The organism is Rhodococcus sp. IEGM 1351 (genome assembly GCF_030056875.1).
Taxonomy (GTDB): domain Bacteria; phylum Actinomycetota; class Actinomycetes; order Mycobacteriales; family Mycobacteriaceae; genus Rhodococcus_F; species Rhodococcus_F opacus.
Genome location: NZ_JASHKU010000031.1, coordinates 34,670 through 49,706 on the forward strand (window position 1 = coordinate 34,670; position 15,037 = coordinate 49,706).

The window sequence follows — 15,037 nt, forward strand, 5'->3', positions numbered from 1 at the left end:
TCAGGAGCAGCAGGGTGAGCAACACGCACCGCTCTCCGACACCTCTTGTTTCGACATACGTCGATATTGACAGAGGTCGAATCAGGAGGAAAACCCAACAGGCGAACCGATGCCCGGCCGAAGACCGGGGCGGCGCCTCCAACTGGCCTCGATGCTTGTAGTACCGCAGCGTCTTCCGCATTCGCTCCGGCGCGGGCGGCGACCTCCCAGTGGTACGCATGCCGCCATTCTCAAACTCTGCGGCGAAGGCGGTGAGTTCCGCGATCCTGGGACCCGCTGCCGGTGACCGAGGGCCAATGCGGGCTACCGCTTGCGTGCGGTGACGAGCAGGTACTCGGCCTCGTAGAGTGTCCGACCGGGCGCATCGGCCCGATTCCATGCGGTGAGGAACTGCAGGAAATCCTCCTCGAGGTTCGCGATCCGATCCGGGTCCGCGGCGTTGTGGTGGTACACGGCGATCGTCGGGCCATAGTTGCGTTTCCAGAACTCCCGGAATTCGGTCGGGTCTGCGAAGCGGTCGATCACGAGCGACTGGCGGTGCGCGTCAAGCGCGCGCACCCGGTCGCCGAACAGGTCGCGGACGTGTTGCTCGTCGCCCCACAACGGCGGCGGGGTCGCACCGCGCGGCGGGGGCGGTGCGTAGGGTCCCATGGTCTTGAACAGGTTGCCGATCAGGCCCTGCGGTGTCCAGTTGATCATCGCGATGGTGCCGCCGGGCCGGCAGACTCGCAGCATCTCGTCGGCGGTCTGCCGATGGTGCGGCGCGAACATGGCTCCGACGACCGAGATGACGGCGTCGAAGCTGTCGTCGTCGAACGCCAACGCCTCTGCGTCGGCCTCGACCCAGTCCAGCTCGACGCCGCGCTGGGCGGCGATCGCTCGCCCGGCGACGAACAGTTCCGGCGTCAGGTCCGACGCGACGACGGTGGCGCCGCGTGCGGCAGCCGGGATCGCGGCGTTGCCGCTGCCGGCGGCCACGTCGAGCACCCGCTGGCCGGAGCGGATATCGGCTGCCTCCACGAGCACCTCGCCGAGGGTCGGGATCAGCTCGGCGGCGACGGTCGGGTAGTCGCCGGAGGCCCACAACGCCCGGTGCTTGGCCTTGAGCGCGCGGTCGGTGTCTGTATCGGGGGGAATGGTGGTCATGAAAGTGTCCTCGTACTCGATGTCGGGTGCCGGGATGTCGGCACACCTATAGACGCCGGTTGGTTCGGAAGGATGCACGCGAGGTGATCGGCATGGTCGCCTACGTGCGACTGATGCCTCGACTCGTTGCCGCGAACCGGGCCCCGCCAGCTCGCCCGAGTCGCTGGCGGAGTCCTCCTCAGGAAGCCTGACTGCGCGCTGTGGCACTCGGCTGAATGCGTCAGCCGAGTGTGAGCTGGGCGCGGTGGAAGTCGAAGTGCTTGCCCGGGTACCGGTACACCTGTTCGAGGGTCATGGTCTCGGTGAAGAACGGATCCCAGCGCACCGGGAACGCCATGCTGCGCCGCAGATTCGTCTCGGACTCCGTGGCCAGGGAGTGCTGCAGTTTGGCGATGACACGGTCGCAGTGCCGGCCCATCCGGCGGCGGTCGAACACCGTGGCCGCCGCGCACGATCCCCAGTAGTTGATCTGGTGGAACACCGGTGTTCCGGCGTCCAGGGCTCGGGAGAATCCGCGGCCGATCGGGTCGGGCAGCCGGGAGACGACCCGGACCAGCACCAGCAGTCGGCGCACCACCATGTAGCCGAACACCATGTGGAACAGCAACTGTTCGTTGGTCCAGCGGGTGCCGTTCGAGCGGCGCTCGAAGTCCTCCGCCGTGGCGTGATCGAGGAGCTCATGCAGTGCCCACCGGGCGCGATCGAGGTCGGCGGCGATTGCGGCACGATCAACAGGTGGCGGCTCGGACATCATGTGCCCCAGGCGGTTCGAGGGGGACTATCCGGCCACTGGGGAGCGGCGTTCGAGGAAGACGGTGTCGCGCCAGATGCCGTCGAGTTGGGCGATGCGTTCGCGCACGCCGATGGTGCGGAATCCGGCGGAGTGGTGCAGGGCGATGCTGGCCCGGTTCTCCGGGAAGATCGAGGTCTGCAGCGTCCACACTCCGGCCTCGTCGGCGGCGATGACCTGGGTGCGCAGCAGGGCCTTGCCGACGCCGCGCCCGCGCATCCCGTCGGCGACGTAGATCGAGTTCTCGGCCACCCCCTGGTAGCAGTCCCGTCCGGAGGTCGGGGTCAGCGCGGCCCAGCCGACCACGACGTCGTCGATCTCGGCGACCCACCGATGCCCGGGCAGCCACTGTGCGTCCAGGGTGTCCCTGGTGGGGACTTCGGTGGTGAAGGTGGCGGTGCGGGTGGCGATGCCCTCGCCGTAGATCCGGCGCACCGTCTCCCAGTCCTGCTCGCGCATCGGGCGGACGGTCACGTCGTCGGGGAGGTCGTCCGGGCAGCACGGGCGCGGGGTGAGCACGCCCATTACCGCGTCGGCGGCGTGCGGGAGGCCGGTGCAGCAGGACGGGTTGACCACGACGACGGTGCTGGTGCCGTTCTTTTCGGCGGTGACGAAGCCGACGTCGGCGAGCTTGCGGACGTGGTGCGAGACGGTGGGCTGCCCGATCCCGAGTGCCTCGGCCAACTCACCGACGGTGATGCCCGCGGGATGGCTGGCGACCTGGTGCAGCAGCCGGACCCGGGTGGGGTCGGCCAGGCAGGCGAACCACCCGGCGTAGGTGGCCGCATCGTCCGGCGCCAGCGCATCCGCCTGATCGGCGCCGGGGGTGCGGAGGGCCGGCAGGTCCAGGGAAGTCATGGGTTCACTATATCGATATCCGTCGATGGTTGCATTCATCGACACATGTCGATACTCTCCCAACTTAGAGGATCGATGAACGTCGATGGAAGGATTTTCGAGATGAACACCTTGCCCGTAGTCGTCGTAGGGGCCGGACCGGTCGGCCTCGCCGCCGCCGCACAGCTGCGTGAACGAGGCCTGACGGCGCTGGTCTTCGAACGCGGGGAGAGCGCCGGTGCCGCGATCGCGGAGTGGAATCACGTGCGGCTGTTCTCCCGCTGGGGTGAACTGATCGACCCCGCCGCCCGCCGCATGCTCGAGACCATCGACTGGACCGCCCCGGACGACGACGCGTACCCAACCGGCCAGGACTGGACCGAGAACTACTTGCGGCCCCTTGCGGCCGCGCTCGGCGACGACATCGTGCAGCTGAACACCGAGGTGGTCGGGGTGGCCCGCCGCGGCCGCGACCGGGTCGTCGACGCCGGCCGCGACACCGAACCGCTGTCGGTGCACCTGCGCCGATCGGACGGCACCGAGGGCCGCATCGCCGCTCAGGCGGTCATCGACGCCTCCGGCACCTGGACCACCCCCAACCCCCTCGGCGGGGAGGGCCTGCCCGCCCTCGGCGAGCGCGACGCCGTCGATGTCATCGAGTACCGGGTCCCGAACCTCGCCGACGAGGCAGTGCGAGCGAGGTATGCGGGCAAGCACATCGTGATCGCCGGCAGCGGGCACTCAGCGATGACCGCCATCGTCGCTTTGGCCGACTTGGAGAAGCAGGCACCGGGCACCCGGATCAGCTGGGTGCTGCGCCGCGGCGACGTCGGCTCCACCTTCGGCGGCGGCGAGGACGACCAGCTGCCCGCCCGCGGCGCCCTCGGCCTACGCGCAAAGCAGGCGGTCGACGCCGGACTGCTGACGGTGGTTCCCGGATTCCGCACCGCCACCATCGAACCCGACGGCGACAGCGGCCGGGTGGTGTTGGTCTCCGACACCGGGGCCCGCATCGACGACGTCGATCGGGTGGTGGTGCTCACCGGGTTCCGGCCGGACCTGTCCTGGCTGTCGGAGATCCGCCTCGGCCTCGATCCGGTGCTGCAGGCCCCGACCCAGTTGGCGCCGCTGATCGACCCGAACGTGCACTCCTGCGGGACCGTCTACCCGCACGGGGTCGCCGAGCTGTCGCATCCGGAACCGAATGTGTTCCTGGCCGGGATGAAGAGCTATGGCCGCGCCCCGACCTTCCTGGCGATGACCGGGTACGAGCAGGTCCGCTCCATCGCCGCCGCCCTGGACGGGGACCATGACGCCGCGGCCCGGGTCGAGCTGACCCTCCCAGAGACCGGGGTGTGCGGCGGGGCGGGGGTGTTCGACGACCCCGACACCCCGGCCGACGCCGAGGACGCCCCCGCTGGGTGCTGCGCTGCCCCGGATCCGCAGCTGATCACCCTGTCCGCCCGCGCGGGCGGATAACCGATGACGGACACCAGGGCCCTGCCGCAGACCACCCCCACGCTCGATCGGGGTGGTCTGCGGCGGGTCCTGGCGGTGCTGTGCCTGACCGAGATCACCAGCTGGGGCATCCTGTACTACGCGTTCCCGGTGCTCTCGGTGTCCATTTCGGCCGACACCGGGTGGTCCCTGCCGGTGATCGTGGCAGCGTTCTCCCTCTCCCAGCTCGCCGCCGCCCTGACCGGCATCCCGGTCGGGCGGATCATCGACCGAATCGGCCCGCGGGCGGTGATGACCACCGGATCCGTCCTCGCCGTCCCCGCGCTGCTGGTCGTGGCGGCCGCCCTGAACCTGCCGATCTTCTACGCCGGCTGGATCGCGGCCGGGATCGCGATGGGTGCGGTGCTGTATCCGCCGGCGTTCGCCGCGCTGACCCGCTGGTACGGCGACGGCCACGTCAAGGCGCTGATGATCCTGACCCTCGCCGCGGGGTTGGCCAGCACCGTGTTCGCCCCGCTGACCGCGGCCTTGGTGGACCGATATGACTGGCGGGCCACCTATCTCGAGCTCGCCGTCATCTTGGCTGTGGTCACCGTGCCCGGGCACCTGCTGGGGCTCCGTGGGCGGTGGCCGCACCCACCGGCCCCGACCGGGGCGCATCCGGTCGATCACCGCGACGCCTCCCACAGCCGAGCGTTCCTCGCCCTCGTGATCGCACTGAGTTTGGGGGCGTTCGCCGCGTTCGCCGGGGTGTTCAACCTGGTGCCGTTGCTGATCGAGCAGGGCTTCTCCCCGTCCCTCGCGGCTCTGACGTTGGGGTTGGGTGGTGCCGGGCAGGTCCTCGGCCGCATCGGCTACCTGCCGTTGGCGGCGCGCACCACCGCCCGCACCCGGATCGTGGTGATCCTTGCCGCCACCGCCGCGTCTAGGGCGTTGCTCGGGATCGCGTCCACCACCCTCGCGTTGATCTCGGTCGCCATCGGTGCCGGGCTGATCCGCGGGATCTTCACCCTGATCCAGGCGACCGCGATCACCGACCGGTGGGGTGCCACCCATTACGGGCGCCTCAACGGTCTGATGTCCGCGCCGGTCGTCATCGTCATGGCCCTCGCACCGTGGGCCGGAACCGCGTTGTCGGCGTGGACGGGCAGCTACGCCCACGCCTACCTGATCCTCGCCGCCGCAGCCGTGCTCGCCGCCATGGTGGCAACCGCGAGCATCCCCCGCGTGGGCGAAAAGGGTCCAGGGGCAGACGATCCCGCAAGCCAGGACGCGAACTGCCCGAGGTGACTTGACTACTCGCCGTGATCTGCAGGTGGGTCGGCGATGTTGCGGAGCCCACGGCTGTGGTCAACCAGGGTCGGGCGTTTCGCAGCCGCTGTGGATTCACTCGCTTCGGGATTCTCGCCGGCGTGTGCTTCCTCGCAGATTTGCGTCTCCCAGTACGCATCCGATCGTGCCCGCGGCACCCACGGAACGCTCATGCGATGTCCCCTCCGGTGTAGGACGAGAGGAGATCGCTCCACCAGTCACGTATTTCGCGCGGGTGGTGGCCTCTGTTGCCACCGTGCCGTGCCTCATCGGTGTCTTTCCTTTGTACGCCTCGGGGGTGAGTTCTGTCGCCCCCAACGGATCAGGTCGGTGACCTGTGCGGCTCGGCTACCGGACGAGTGGGAGGCATCGCCCGGGGGCGCCCGGATGCACGTCCATTGCCTTAACCGAATATGCGGGGTAGACCTGAGGTACGGATCCACGGCAGACCAAGGTCGAATCGGAAGAGAAGATTCCACCTCTCGGTCGTGGCACCCAGCACGAGTTGTAGGCACCCACGCATAAGCACGGCCCACTAACTGGGCTCAGCGCGGTGGGCCTGCGTCAGGACGAGGGGGTTCTCTGACGCCGAGGCCGCATTTCACCCCGCGCAACCATGCAGCTTGGTAACCAGATGTTCGTGCTCGCGGACGGCGTCCCCCTGATCAGGGGCGCCGTCCGACGTGTGTGCGGTGGGGGTTACGGCAAGATCGCCGTGGACGAGCTGCTCACCAAACCCGCGATCGAGGCCATCTCCTTCGTCGGCTCCACCCCGATCGCGCGGTACGGGGTGGTGATTCGGCCGAATGGCAATAGCGGGCTTTTGAATGTTCTGCGCGGCCTCCGGACGAAGCGTCCGATCTCGTCGAGCGTGCCGGTGGTGCTCGACCGGGTCGCGATGGCTGCCCAAGATCGGCAATGACCGAAGAATCTGCCCTCCGGGCAGCGGTCGATCGGAACGCGTAGGCACCGAAACTCCGCCGAAATGTACCTGCTTTCTGCAAGTGCCGACATAAGGGATTCGATCCGGGGCGCCCGACAATTTCCGGTGTGCGTTGCCTGCTCGCCCACCGGTGTCCGCGATCGCACATCCAGACGAATCATGCCGGCGACATGTCGAACGCCATCCTTCAGCGACGCGATCTGGTGTGCTCGCTGGTCGGTAGGCCTGGGTTCGTGTTGACGCGGCGCCTGACCGGGGATAATCCCTCACCGGGACGGATCAGGCTGCGGGGACGGCCACCGGATGAAGAACCGCATTGGGTCAATCCGTGTATTCGGCGAGACCGCGTGTATTCGGCGCCGGCAGGGGTATCCACCGTTCACGCTGCCCGCGGGATCGTCGGCTGGACCCGCGGCAGCCAGACCCTCTGGCCGCTACCCCTCGGCCGCTGAGGGCCGTCACCGCCGCGCGCGGCCCTGGGGGCGAGTGCACGCCCCCATGCCGCCGCGGCCCGACGTCCCACGAAACACACCCCACCTCATCGCGCAGGCGGCGCCATCGAAGTCGAATCGGCCGTCCACCAACCTCGGAGCGACCTCGTCTTCGAGGATCTCGCCGTGTGGGGCCTCGAGCGCTTGACTGAGCGCGCCTATCTCGTCACGGTGACACCGTTTGAGCTCGGTGAGCTGGACGGTGAGGGTGCTGACGACGCCGCTCGCGGAGTCGTCTCCGATCATGGCCGCTGCCGCTGCCGCTGCCGCTGTGCTGATGGCGGTGTGTTCTGCAGTGGGGAACCTCCACGCGAGCGGATTTGTCGCATTGGCTCATCCCACATTCCCGGGAACGGCGGTGAATTCGAGGGCGGCACTGAAGCAGAGCCCACTCACACCGGCGGGTCCCGAATAATAACCCGGGAGTGCGGGACCAAATCCGACATAACCGCCAGGGTGGGTGACAACGCCCAATCCCGGCGGTACGACGGCGGTCCCTATCCCCGCCGTTGCGAACACCGCGCACGTCCATGCAGGGTCCTTGGCGTCGTCGAGGTACAAAGAGCCCTGGACGCCGGGGGTCGGGTCGCCGCTTATCAACACCGGGTCGGCTGAAGCGAGCCCCGACGAGAGGGCGATCGCTATTGCAAGGCTGACGGAAACACCGACGGCTCGCCACACGCTGTTCATGATTCGATCCCTTCTGATGTACGCCCAGGAGTTCGGCTGCCAACGGTTGGCCCATCCCGCCGGATCCCTTGGACGCGTGGTGGTCTGAAGGCAGTCCTGAGACTGCCGGGGTGAAGATCCGGTGGATCGGATGCAGTCTTATTGATTCGAGGTCCGCTCGAAAAAGGCTCGACAGATTCCGAGCGAAGCCCGATCGCGTGACACGGGCCACACTCCACGCCGGAAAGCCTGATTACCCGGACATTCCGGATGGAAATGCAACGCCACCTGACCCTTAAGCAGACGCTGTTCACCGGCCCCGCCGCATAGCTACCGACCAGCGGCCTGGCACTGTACCCCTGGGACCGGCTGAAGTCTGTGTGCGAGACCGTTCCTAGGGGAGGCCCTGGTACATCGGGCAGGTCCACGATTCGGTCGACGCTATCGCCCCACCGGGTAGGGCCGACCTCGGGAAATGGAGTCGGCTTCAGAACCGGTGAGGCACGGGCGACGCCCGATCCGAGGAGGCTCAGGGGCGGAAGGGCAGCAGATGCGGGGGTCTCCCGAGTGATGTTCTTGTTCATTGTTCTTCCCTTGTCCATGGTCGGCATCGCTGCGGCCGTTATGTGGGTGCTGCAGGGATTCGCGCCCTGGCCGTCCGGTGGTCAGAGGGTGATCTGTGTCGAGGCCTGCGCGGGCTTTGCCGGGTTGCTGTTCTCCCACAGGAAGGTGTACGGGCCGGGCGTGGGTTCGTCCATGACGAAGACGATCCACTCGCCTTCGATCTTGTTGATCGAGGAGACGTTCTCGGAGATGAATCCGCCGCGTTTGTCGCCGCGGCTGGACTGGCCGTCCGGTCCTGTCAGTTCGAAGTCGCCGGGGTTGACATCGGAGAAGCCGCCGGTCGAGCAGCGTCCGCAGTGTGCGTTGATCTTGACCCAGACTTCGTGCTTGTCCTTCTCGCCGGTCTGGTAGCTCGGCCAGAGGAACGCCTCGTCCAGGGTGATCTCCATGTCGGTGCCGAATGTCATCCCGGCCGGGATGCCCCTCGGCTCGATGCTCTCGACGCTGTCGTGTTCGGCGAGCGGGATTCGGGTCTGGTTCTGGTCGGCCTGGCCGTAAACGAGGACGACGCTGTCGACGACGTCGTCGACGTCGGGTGCGTCCGACGGGCTCTTCAGGGAGGCGGTCGCCGTGCCGGACGCTTGTCCGCCGCCGGCGATCTCGGGGCTGTCGAAGGACAGCTTGACCACCGCGCCATCGACCTCGAGGTAGGCCCTGTCGGTGGGGGTGTGGCTGACTCCGACCAGGTTCTTGTAGTTCAGGTCGAAATCGAGTGTCGTCGTGGCATCGTCCGATTTCGCGGTCACCTTGTCGACGGTGATCTCGAAGCCATCGTGCCAGCCGATCTTGTCGATCTCACGCTCGAATGCCGACTGACTTTCTTCCGATGTGGGTTCGGCGGCCGAGGCCAGTGCGGGGAGCAGGAGAGCTGCGGGTACGACAGCACCGATCAGAAGAACCTGGCGAAGGGCGGTGGGCCTCATGGTGAGTCTTTCTTTGACGGGGGTGGCAGGGTTTCCGTGCCGATCAACGCTTACTAGCTTCTCCCGGACGGGCACGGGGAATCGTCGACAGCGGGGTGGAAGTTCCTCACCCCATGGAGTTCGTGCACCCGCTCAACCCGCTTCGTGCGCATCCACGACCCGAGCCCTACACGGACAAAACTCGGGCGAAGACGACTTCCACCCAGGATCAGCGGAGAGACCGGCCCCTCGTCGGCGCGCTCCCCTGTCGAGCTCGTGCCGATCGATCTTCCTGCCGATCATGCTGCAAGGCGTTGTCCCCGAAGTGGTTGCGTTGGATCGCCTGCGGAGCGCCGGATGTCCTGTGCGATCCCGTTGACGGTGTTGTCCTACCGAAATCCGCATTACACCAATATTTTTGGATAACCGTCTCATTCCTGGCGAAGAGAGTGTGCGCCAACGAGTTCGGTGACGCCGCGACACAACAGCGCCGGGCGCGGGCGTATCGATGCCCTGCCGATGCAGGGGTGAGGAACTTCAGACCTGCCGAGGATATCAATTCGCTTCATTTCGCGGGAATCTTGTCAGGACAGCAAAACCGGCAAGCAACACAAGGAGTTTCACATGGCGAACATCAAGAAGCGCACCATCACGGCGATTGCCATTGCAGCCTTCGCGCTGTCGGCGGGTGCGGGAATCGCGTCCGCCGAACCGGCGGCGCCCGGCGGCGCCGGCGGCAGCGCCCCGGGCGCACCGGGTGTCGGTGCACCGGGTGTCGGCGCCCCCGGTACCGGCGGTGACGCGCAGAGCAACGCCGAGAGCGGCAACGCCAATGCCGGTGACGGTGGTGCCGGTGCCCCCGGAATTTCCTTCGGCGGTCCGACCATCGGACTGAACAACGGCAACGGCAACGGCAACAGCGACGCGGGCAGCGGCGGCGACGGCGGCAACGCACGCTCCGGTGACGCCACCACGGGCCCGACCACCGGCGGCGGCGGGTTCGGCGGCTGGGGCCTCGGAGGCGACGGTGCGGGCGGCAACGGTGGAGTGGCCCCCGGAGGCGACGGCGGCACCATCAAGCAGGCACCTGCGCAGGGCGGCGGCAACGGCCCCTGCTTCATCCCGATTCCGTTCGTCTGCTGATCGCGATCTCCTGCCCGGAAGGGATCGCGAACTCGACAGGGCCGGCCCACGGAGACACGGGCCGGCCCCGTGGGGCACATGCGCGCAGGGACCTGCGGCGAGTCCTTCCACCCGAGAACACCGGGTTATCGAGGACATCGGGACAGTGGTGCGCTGCCCGCTCTGACTCCGTCACCGTCGATCACACCAAGCACGGCACGGCGGCGTATCACCCCGAAGACGCTGTGTCGAAACTCCCCTTCCGCATCGACCACTCCGGCTCCACCGCCGGGGATCATCTTTCGTCCTCATCCTCGAGCCCGCGACGCGCGCCACAGCTCGACCGGCCGGTAACAGGTAGGTGGGACGGACCAGTGCCGCTCCCCGTCGCCGCAGACCACCGACTTCCCGATCCGCCGGGGCGCCCAATCGAAGCACTTTCTCGGGATCGACGGTGAGTACACAGGCGGAAATCTGATCTCGGCGATATCCGTACCGTTCCGGACCGTTCCGGGACGCCCCAGACCTCTCACGACCTCATCACGCAAGGAGTTTGACCATGTCGAACACTATGAAATTCGCTGTCCCGCTGATCGCCTTCACCGCAGTTGCCCTGTCCGTCGGTGGGGGAATCGCCGGCGCGGCAACCAACGACAGCGACCCGCGGGAGAGCTACAGCTGGGCAGTGCCGCCACAAGCTACCGCGCCCGAGCCCTCGGCTGCGCCGCCCGAACCGACCGTCTCCGTCGCCATCCCCGGTGTTTCCCTCCCCGGGATCACCGTCGGTGCTGTCGGTGTCGGCACCGACGGGATCGCCTTCCCGGGCCCCACCATCGGCCTGCCCGATCCCCCGGAGATCCCGTAACCGCTCCATCCTCTTCTGTGCGACAACCTCTTTCATCCTCAGATGCCGCGGTTCGCGGCGACAGTCCCACTTCCCGCCGTTCACCTGGTGCTGCGGACGAGGACCGGATGGCCCGGCATCGGGCACCGGCTCTCCGGGCAGATTCGGGGCTCGCGGCTCGCTCCACGAGTGGCCGCGCCCGGGGACCGGGTCGTTCCCGGGCGATGCGGTCGCCAGGTACGAGCTTTACCGCTGGTCGGTGGTGGTGCCCGCGGATCTGGTGTTGCGGTGGGTTCGACGGTAGCGGCGGCGACGGCCGATGCGGGCGGCGCCGATGGCGGCGGCGACCCCGGCTCCCGCCGCGACTGCCGCACAGACCACCACGGTGGTGGTGGTCGGTGGGCGAGCGGTGAGAATCCAGAGGGCGCCGACGATCACGGCGCCGAGCACGCCGGCGGTGACGGCGGCACCGAGGATTCCGGTGATCCGGCCCCGGCCCCGGCGCAGCGAGCGTAGGAACGATTCGAGGTAGGCCACGGCGAACAGGGCCAGAGCGGCGAGTCCGACGGCGGCCGCGGTGGTGGTCGCCGGCTGCGTGGTGCGGACCGGAAACGTCCACGTTTCGAGCACCTGTCCGGCCTGGAGCAGGGTCAGGGTTCCGGTGAGAGTTCCGGCCACGAAGTACTGTCCGCCGAGTGGGGGCAGTGTCGCGGCCGCGGCACCACCCTGGTTGATCAGGGGTGCGGCGGCGGTGTTCTTGACCGGGATGTCGAGGACGTCGAGGGCCAGGGTCGCGGCGTCGGCGAGTCCGGCACCGGCCACCGTCACCGGTATCGGCGCGGTCAGATCGAGGGGGACGGGCGCACCGCCGGCCGGGTCCGCGCCGGCGACGGTGACAGTGCCGATCGGGGGCACATCGGTCGGGGGCGCACCGAGACCGAGCAAGGCGACCAGGACGGTGATGGCCGCGAGGGCGGCGGCGATGAGCAGCGGAATGCGGGGGGAGGGGAGCTTCACGACCGTGCGGACGTTGACGAGGTCGGCGCCGGAGACGTCGGCCAGGCGGGCGCCGCGGGCGTGGACGGTGATCGACGGGCGCACCGTCGGCGGCGGCTCGGTGGCACGCGACCCGGGTGCCGGCGCGGTGGGTGAGGCGGTCGGATCGTTGGGTCCGGTCGGTGCCGTCGGGTCGGTGGTTGCTGCCGGGTCGGCCCGGTGCGATTCGGTGCCGGGAGAGCCCGGGACGGGCCGGCGGGGTGCGGCGTGGGGGCGGGTCAGCGGCAACGGGGGATGGTCGTCGCTGTCGGTCATAGTCGGGGTGTGCGGGGGGCCGAGACCGGTGGCCGAGACGATGGTGTCGGCTCCCATCACCGGGATGCCCTCGGTAGTCAGCCACCCCGGACCCCACCGTCCGGTGGAGGCGCAGGCCAGCGCGATCCCGAAGGACTCGGCGGACGGGTAGCGCAGGGTCGGATCCGTGGCCAGTCCGCGCATGACGACGTCGGCGATCGAGTCGGGGACCGCGGGGGCGGTCTCCTGCAGCGGGGTGGGGTCGTCGAAGGCATGCATGAACAGCAACGCCATCGCGTCGTCGGCGGCCGGGAACGGCAGTTCCCCGGCGAGGAGTTCGTAGAGCATGGTGGCGAGGGCGTAGACGTCGGTGGCGGGGGTGAGCTCGCCGCCGCGGGCCTGTTCCGGCGCGATGTAGGAGGGGGTGCCGAGCACGTCGCCGGCCTTGGTCGCCAGGGTTTCGTTGCCGCCGATGACCTTGGCGATGCCGAAGTCGGTCACCTTGATCGCCCCCGAGGCGGCGAACAGCAGGTTTTCGGGTTTGATGTCGCGGTGCAGGATGGACCGGTTGTGGGCGGCGGTCAGCCCGGCGGCGCAGGCCAGGGCCACCGCGACGGCGGCATGCGCGTTGAATCCGGTGCGGGTGAACCGGTTCCAGACGGTGCCGCCGGGGAGCAGTTCCATGACCAGCAGGCACAGGCCGTCGTGTTCGACGAAGTCGTAGACGGGCACCACGTGCGGGTGGTCGAGGGAGGCGAGCAGCCGGCCCTCGGCGGTGAACCGTCGCCGGATGCCCGGGTCGGTGGCGAAGGCGGGCGGGAGTTGTTTGATCGCGACCGGGCGTCCGAGTGCGCGGTGTTGTCCGGCGAGTACGACTCCCCATCCGCCGTGGCCGAGTTCGCCTCCCACCTCGTACGCGGGGAGGGCGGCGGCGACACGATCGATGTCGGTATCCATGTTCCGGTCCGGTCAGGGGGTGGGTCGGTCGGTGAAGGGGCGGGTGTCCGGCGGCCGCACCGGGGCAGGGGTGCCCGGCGAGAACCGGTCGGTGGCGGCGTCACCGATCCGCCCGGTCCGTTCGTCCTCGTCCATAACGTCTTCGTCCATGATGTCTTCGTTCTCGTCCATCTCGTCGCCGAAGTCCTCGTTCAAGTCGTCCGCCGTGTCCGGGGTCGGGGTGAGGTAGCCGAGCAGGAAGAAGCCGGCCGCGAACCCGCCGGCGAGGAGCAGCCACCGATCCAGGGTCGGCACCCACACCCGGGTCGCCGACAGTGTGAAAGCGAGCACCAGCCCGATCCCGATGCCCGGGGTGAGCAACCGCAGGCCGCGCCGCCACCGGTTCTCGTGCAGCCGGCGCCGGGCGATGCCGAGAGCGGCATCGAGTACCGCAAGCGCGGTGAGGATTGCCAGGGCGAGCCCGAACAGCCCGTACACCGACACCATTGAGCCGCGCACATCGGTGACGGTGGCCGTCTCGGCGAGGACGGCACCGTCCCCGCCGGTGACGGTGACAGTCCCGTTGATCAGGCCTGTGGCCTGACCGTCGAGCCCGGACAGGTCGAGCTCGAAGTCGAGGGCCTGGGTCTGTCCCGGCTCCACGGTCAATCCGACCGCGGTGTGATAGGAGAAGAATGTCAACCCGAGGACGTGCCCGGACAGGTCGACCGCAGCGACGGTCACCGGGGTCGCGGTGTCGTTGTCGAGATTCACCTTCACCTGAGCCGGGCTGTGCGGGTCGAGACGGACCGGATTGGTCGGGCTGGCGGTGGCGATGTCCTGACCGTTGACGGTCACCGTCATCCCCACCGACTCTGCTGCACCGGCGCCGGGAGCGACGAGTATCACTGTCCCGACGGCAATTACGAGCGCAACCATCCACCGCATGATCATGATTCCTCCCCGCGGCCCGGCTGTGGAGTCAGAAGGCGTCGACGGTAAATCGACAGACCTACGAGTAGGAAGAACACGATCACCACGGCGGTGGCGGTGGACCCTGTGGCTTGACTGACGAGCACGACGTCCAATGGCGCGGCGAACGTGGGGCCACAGTCGGCTGACACGTCGTGTCGTCCGACCTCGGCGCCCACCGCGCGTAGCGGTGCCCTAAAGACGCCGGTGTCGTCGGCGCGAATGTCGCCGACTCGCGCACCATCGACCGAGAGTAGTACCTCAGCGTCCGGGGGACATCCTGATCCGGCCAGGGTCACTGCGTCGCCGGGTTCCACGGCCGCAGCGGTGAACACCAGACCGGGCTCTTGCGGTGGTGGAACCGCGTCAGGGACGACAGCAGGAGGAGTGCTCAGGCTGGGCACTTCCGGTAGTAGGACGAACGGCCCGGGAACCGTGAACTCGTCTCCTGGCCCCGGCATCGGTAACCCCGGGATCTCCCGCACAGGAGTACATCGCGCAGGGTCGGTGCATCCCTCCGGCCGTCGAATCTCCGGTGTACACGGCGGGCTGCAGGGGTCCTCACCTTTCCGGGTCAGTGGTTCGCGGGGTATGTCGATATCGCAGGGGAGCGCGTTCGGCCCGCAGATGTCGCCGCCGGTCCGGTCCAGTGGTTCGCGGGGTATGTCGATATCGCAGGGGAGCGCGTTCGGCCCGCAGATG

General features: G+C 68.4%; 12 protein-coding genes. 5 read left to right on the forward strand and 7 right to left on the reverse strand.

Features of this window, described 5'->3' with window-relative positions; genetic code table 11:
* Positions 1–303: 303 nt before the first annotated feature.
* The 3 genes from QM806_RS35365 to QM806_RS35375 form a co-directional block, all read right to left on the reverse strand.
* Positions 304–1,146 (reverse strand): class I SAM-dependent methyltransferase, encoded by an 843-nt coding sequence (locus tag QM806_RS35365; protein ID WP_283294437.1) that lies wholly within the window; start codon positions 1,144–1,146, stop codon positions 304–306.
* A 220-nt stretch (positions 1,147–1,366) separates the two neighbouring features.
* Entirely contained in the window at positions 1,367–1,897 is a 531-nt protein-coding gene (locus tag QM806_RS35370) for a DinB family protein (RefSeq protein WP_283294438.1), read from the reverse strand.
* Between the two features lie 27 nt (positions 1,898–1,924).
* Entirely contained in the window at positions 1,925–2,794 is an 870-nt protein-coding gene (locus QM806_RS35375; protein WP_283294439.1) for a helix-turn-helix domain-containing GNAT family N-acetyltransferase, read from the reverse strand.
* 102 nt (positions 2,795–2,896) lie between these two features.
* On the opposite strand from QM806_RS35375, the gene QM806_RS35380 reads away from it, so the two are divergent.
* The 3 genes from QM806_RS35380 (at position 2,897) to QM806_RS35390 (ending at position 6,464) form a co-directional block, all read left to right on the forward strand.
* The gene (locus tag QM806_RS35380) at positions 2,897–4,252 is read left to right on the forward strand and encodes an NAD(P)-binding domain-containing protein (RefSeq protein ID WP_283294440.1); all 1,356 of its coding nucleotides are present in this window, start codon (positions 2,897–2,899) and stop codon (positions 4,250–4,252) included.
* A gap of 3 nt (positions 4,253–4,255) precedes the next feature.
* A complete protein-coding gene (locus tag QM806_RS35385; protein ID WP_283294441.1) occupies positions 4,256–5,521 on the forward strand; it encodes an MFS transporter in 1,266 nt (421 codons plus the stop codon).
* 736 nt (positions 5,522–6,257) lie between these two features.
* The gene (locus tag QM806_RS35390) at positions 6,258–6,464 is read left to right on the forward strand and encodes a hypothetical protein (protein WP_283294493.1); all 207 of its coding nucleotides are present in this window, start codon (positions 6,258–6,260) and stop codon (positions 6,462–6,464) included.
* 479 nt (positions 6,465–6,943) lie between these two features.
* Here the strand turns inward: QM806_RS35390 and QM806_RS35395 are convergent, their stop codons facing one another.
* Entirely contained in the window at positions 6,944–7,222 is a 279-nt protein-coding gene (locus QM806_RS35395) for a hypothetical protein (protein WP_169695649.1), read from the reverse strand.
* A 1,088-nt stretch (positions 7,223–8,310) separates the two neighbouring features.
* Positions 8,311–9,192: a hypothetical protein gene (locus tag QM806_RS35400; protein ID WP_283294443.1), complete on the reverse strand. Its 882-nt coding sequence runs from the start codon at positions 9,190–9,192 to the stop codon at positions 8,311–8,313.
* Positions 9,193–9,795: 603 nt separating this feature from the next.
* On the opposite strand from QM806_RS35400, the gene QM806_RS35405 reads away from it, so the two are divergent.
* Together QM806_RS35405 and QM806_RS35410 are read left to right on the forward strand one after the other, a co-directional pair.
* Positions 9,796–10,314 carry a hypothetical protein gene (locus QM806_RS35405; RefSeq protein WP_283294444.1) on the forward strand — a complete coding sequence of 173 codons (519 nt, stop codon included), beginning with the start codon at positions 9,796–9,798 and terminating at the stop codon, positions 10,312–10,314.
* A gap of 538 nt (positions 10,315–10,852) precedes the next feature.
* Positions 10,853–11,158: a hypothetical protein gene (locus QM806_RS35410; protein WP_169695651.1), complete on the forward strand. Its 306-nt coding sequence runs from the start codon at positions 10,853–10,855 to the stop codon at positions 11,156–11,158.
* Positions 11,159–11,383: 225 nt separating this feature from the next.
* Here the strand turns inward: QM806_RS35410 and QM806_RS35415 are convergent, their stop codons facing one another.
* Both QM806_RS35415 and QM806_RS35420 read right to left on the reverse strand, forming a co-directional pair.
* Positions 11,384–13,384 carry a serine/threonine-protein kinase gene (locus tag QM806_RS35415; protein ID WP_283294445.1) on the reverse strand — a complete coding sequence of 667 codons (2,001 nt, stop codon included), beginning with the start codon at positions 13,382–13,384 and terminating at the stop codon, positions 11,384–11,386.
* Positions 13,385–13,396: 12 nt separating this feature from the next.
* Positions 13,397–14,317 carry a hypothetical protein gene (locus QM806_RS35420; RefSeq protein WP_283294446.1) on the reverse strand — a complete coding sequence of 307 codons (921 nt, stop codon included), beginning with the start codon at positions 14,315–14,317 and terminating at the stop codon, positions 13,397–13,399.
* Positions 14,318–15,037 lie beyond the last annotated feature (720 nt).

Excerpts from the sequence above, each read along its gene's own strand:
- QM806_RS35365 (WP_283294437.1), bottom strand. The coding sequence starts at position 1,146 with ATGACCACCATTCCCCCCGATACAGACACCGACCGCGCGCTCAAGGCC.
- QM806_RS35370 (WP_283294438.1), bottom strand. The coding sequence starts at position 1,897 with ATGTCCGAGCCGCCACCTGTTGATCGTGCCGCAATCGCCGCCGACCTC.
- QM806_RS35375 (WP_283294439.1), bottom strand. The coding sequence starts at position 2,794 with ATGACTTCCCTGGACCTGCCGGCCCTCCGCACCCCCGGCGCCGATCAG.
- QM806_RS35380 (WP_283294440.1), top strand. The coding sequence starts at position 2,897 with ATGAACACCTTGCCCGTAGTCGTCGTAGGGGCCGGACCGGTCGGCCTC.
- QM806_RS35385 (WP_283294441.1), top strand. The coding sequence starts at position 4,256 with ATGACGGACACCAGGGCCCTGCCGCAGACCACCCCCACGCTCGATCGG.
- QM806_RS35395 (WP_169695649.1), bottom strand. The coding sequence starts at position 7,222 with ATGATCGGAGACGACTCCGCGAGCGGCGTCGTCAGCACCCTCACCGTC.
- QM806_RS35400 (WP_283294443.1), bottom strand. The coding sequence starts at position 9,192 with ATGAGGCCCACCGCCCTTCGCCAGGTTCTTCTGATCGGTGCTGTCGTA.
- QM806_RS35405 (WP_283294444.1), top strand. The coding sequence starts at position 9,796 with ATGGCGAACATCAAGAAGCGCACCATCACGGCGATTGCCATTGCAGCC.
- QM806_RS35410 (WP_169695651.1), top strand. The coding sequence starts at position 10,853 with ATGTCGAACACTATGAAATTCGCTGTCCCGCTGATCGCCTTCACCGCA.
- QM806_RS35415 (WP_283294445.1), bottom strand. The coding sequence starts at position 13,384 with ATGGATACCGACATCGATCGTGTCGCCGCCGCCCTCCCCGCGTACGAG.
- QM806_RS35420 (WP_283294446.1), bottom strand. The coding sequence starts at position 14,317 with ATGATCATGCGGTGGATGGTTGCGCTCGTAATTGCCGTCGGGACAGTG.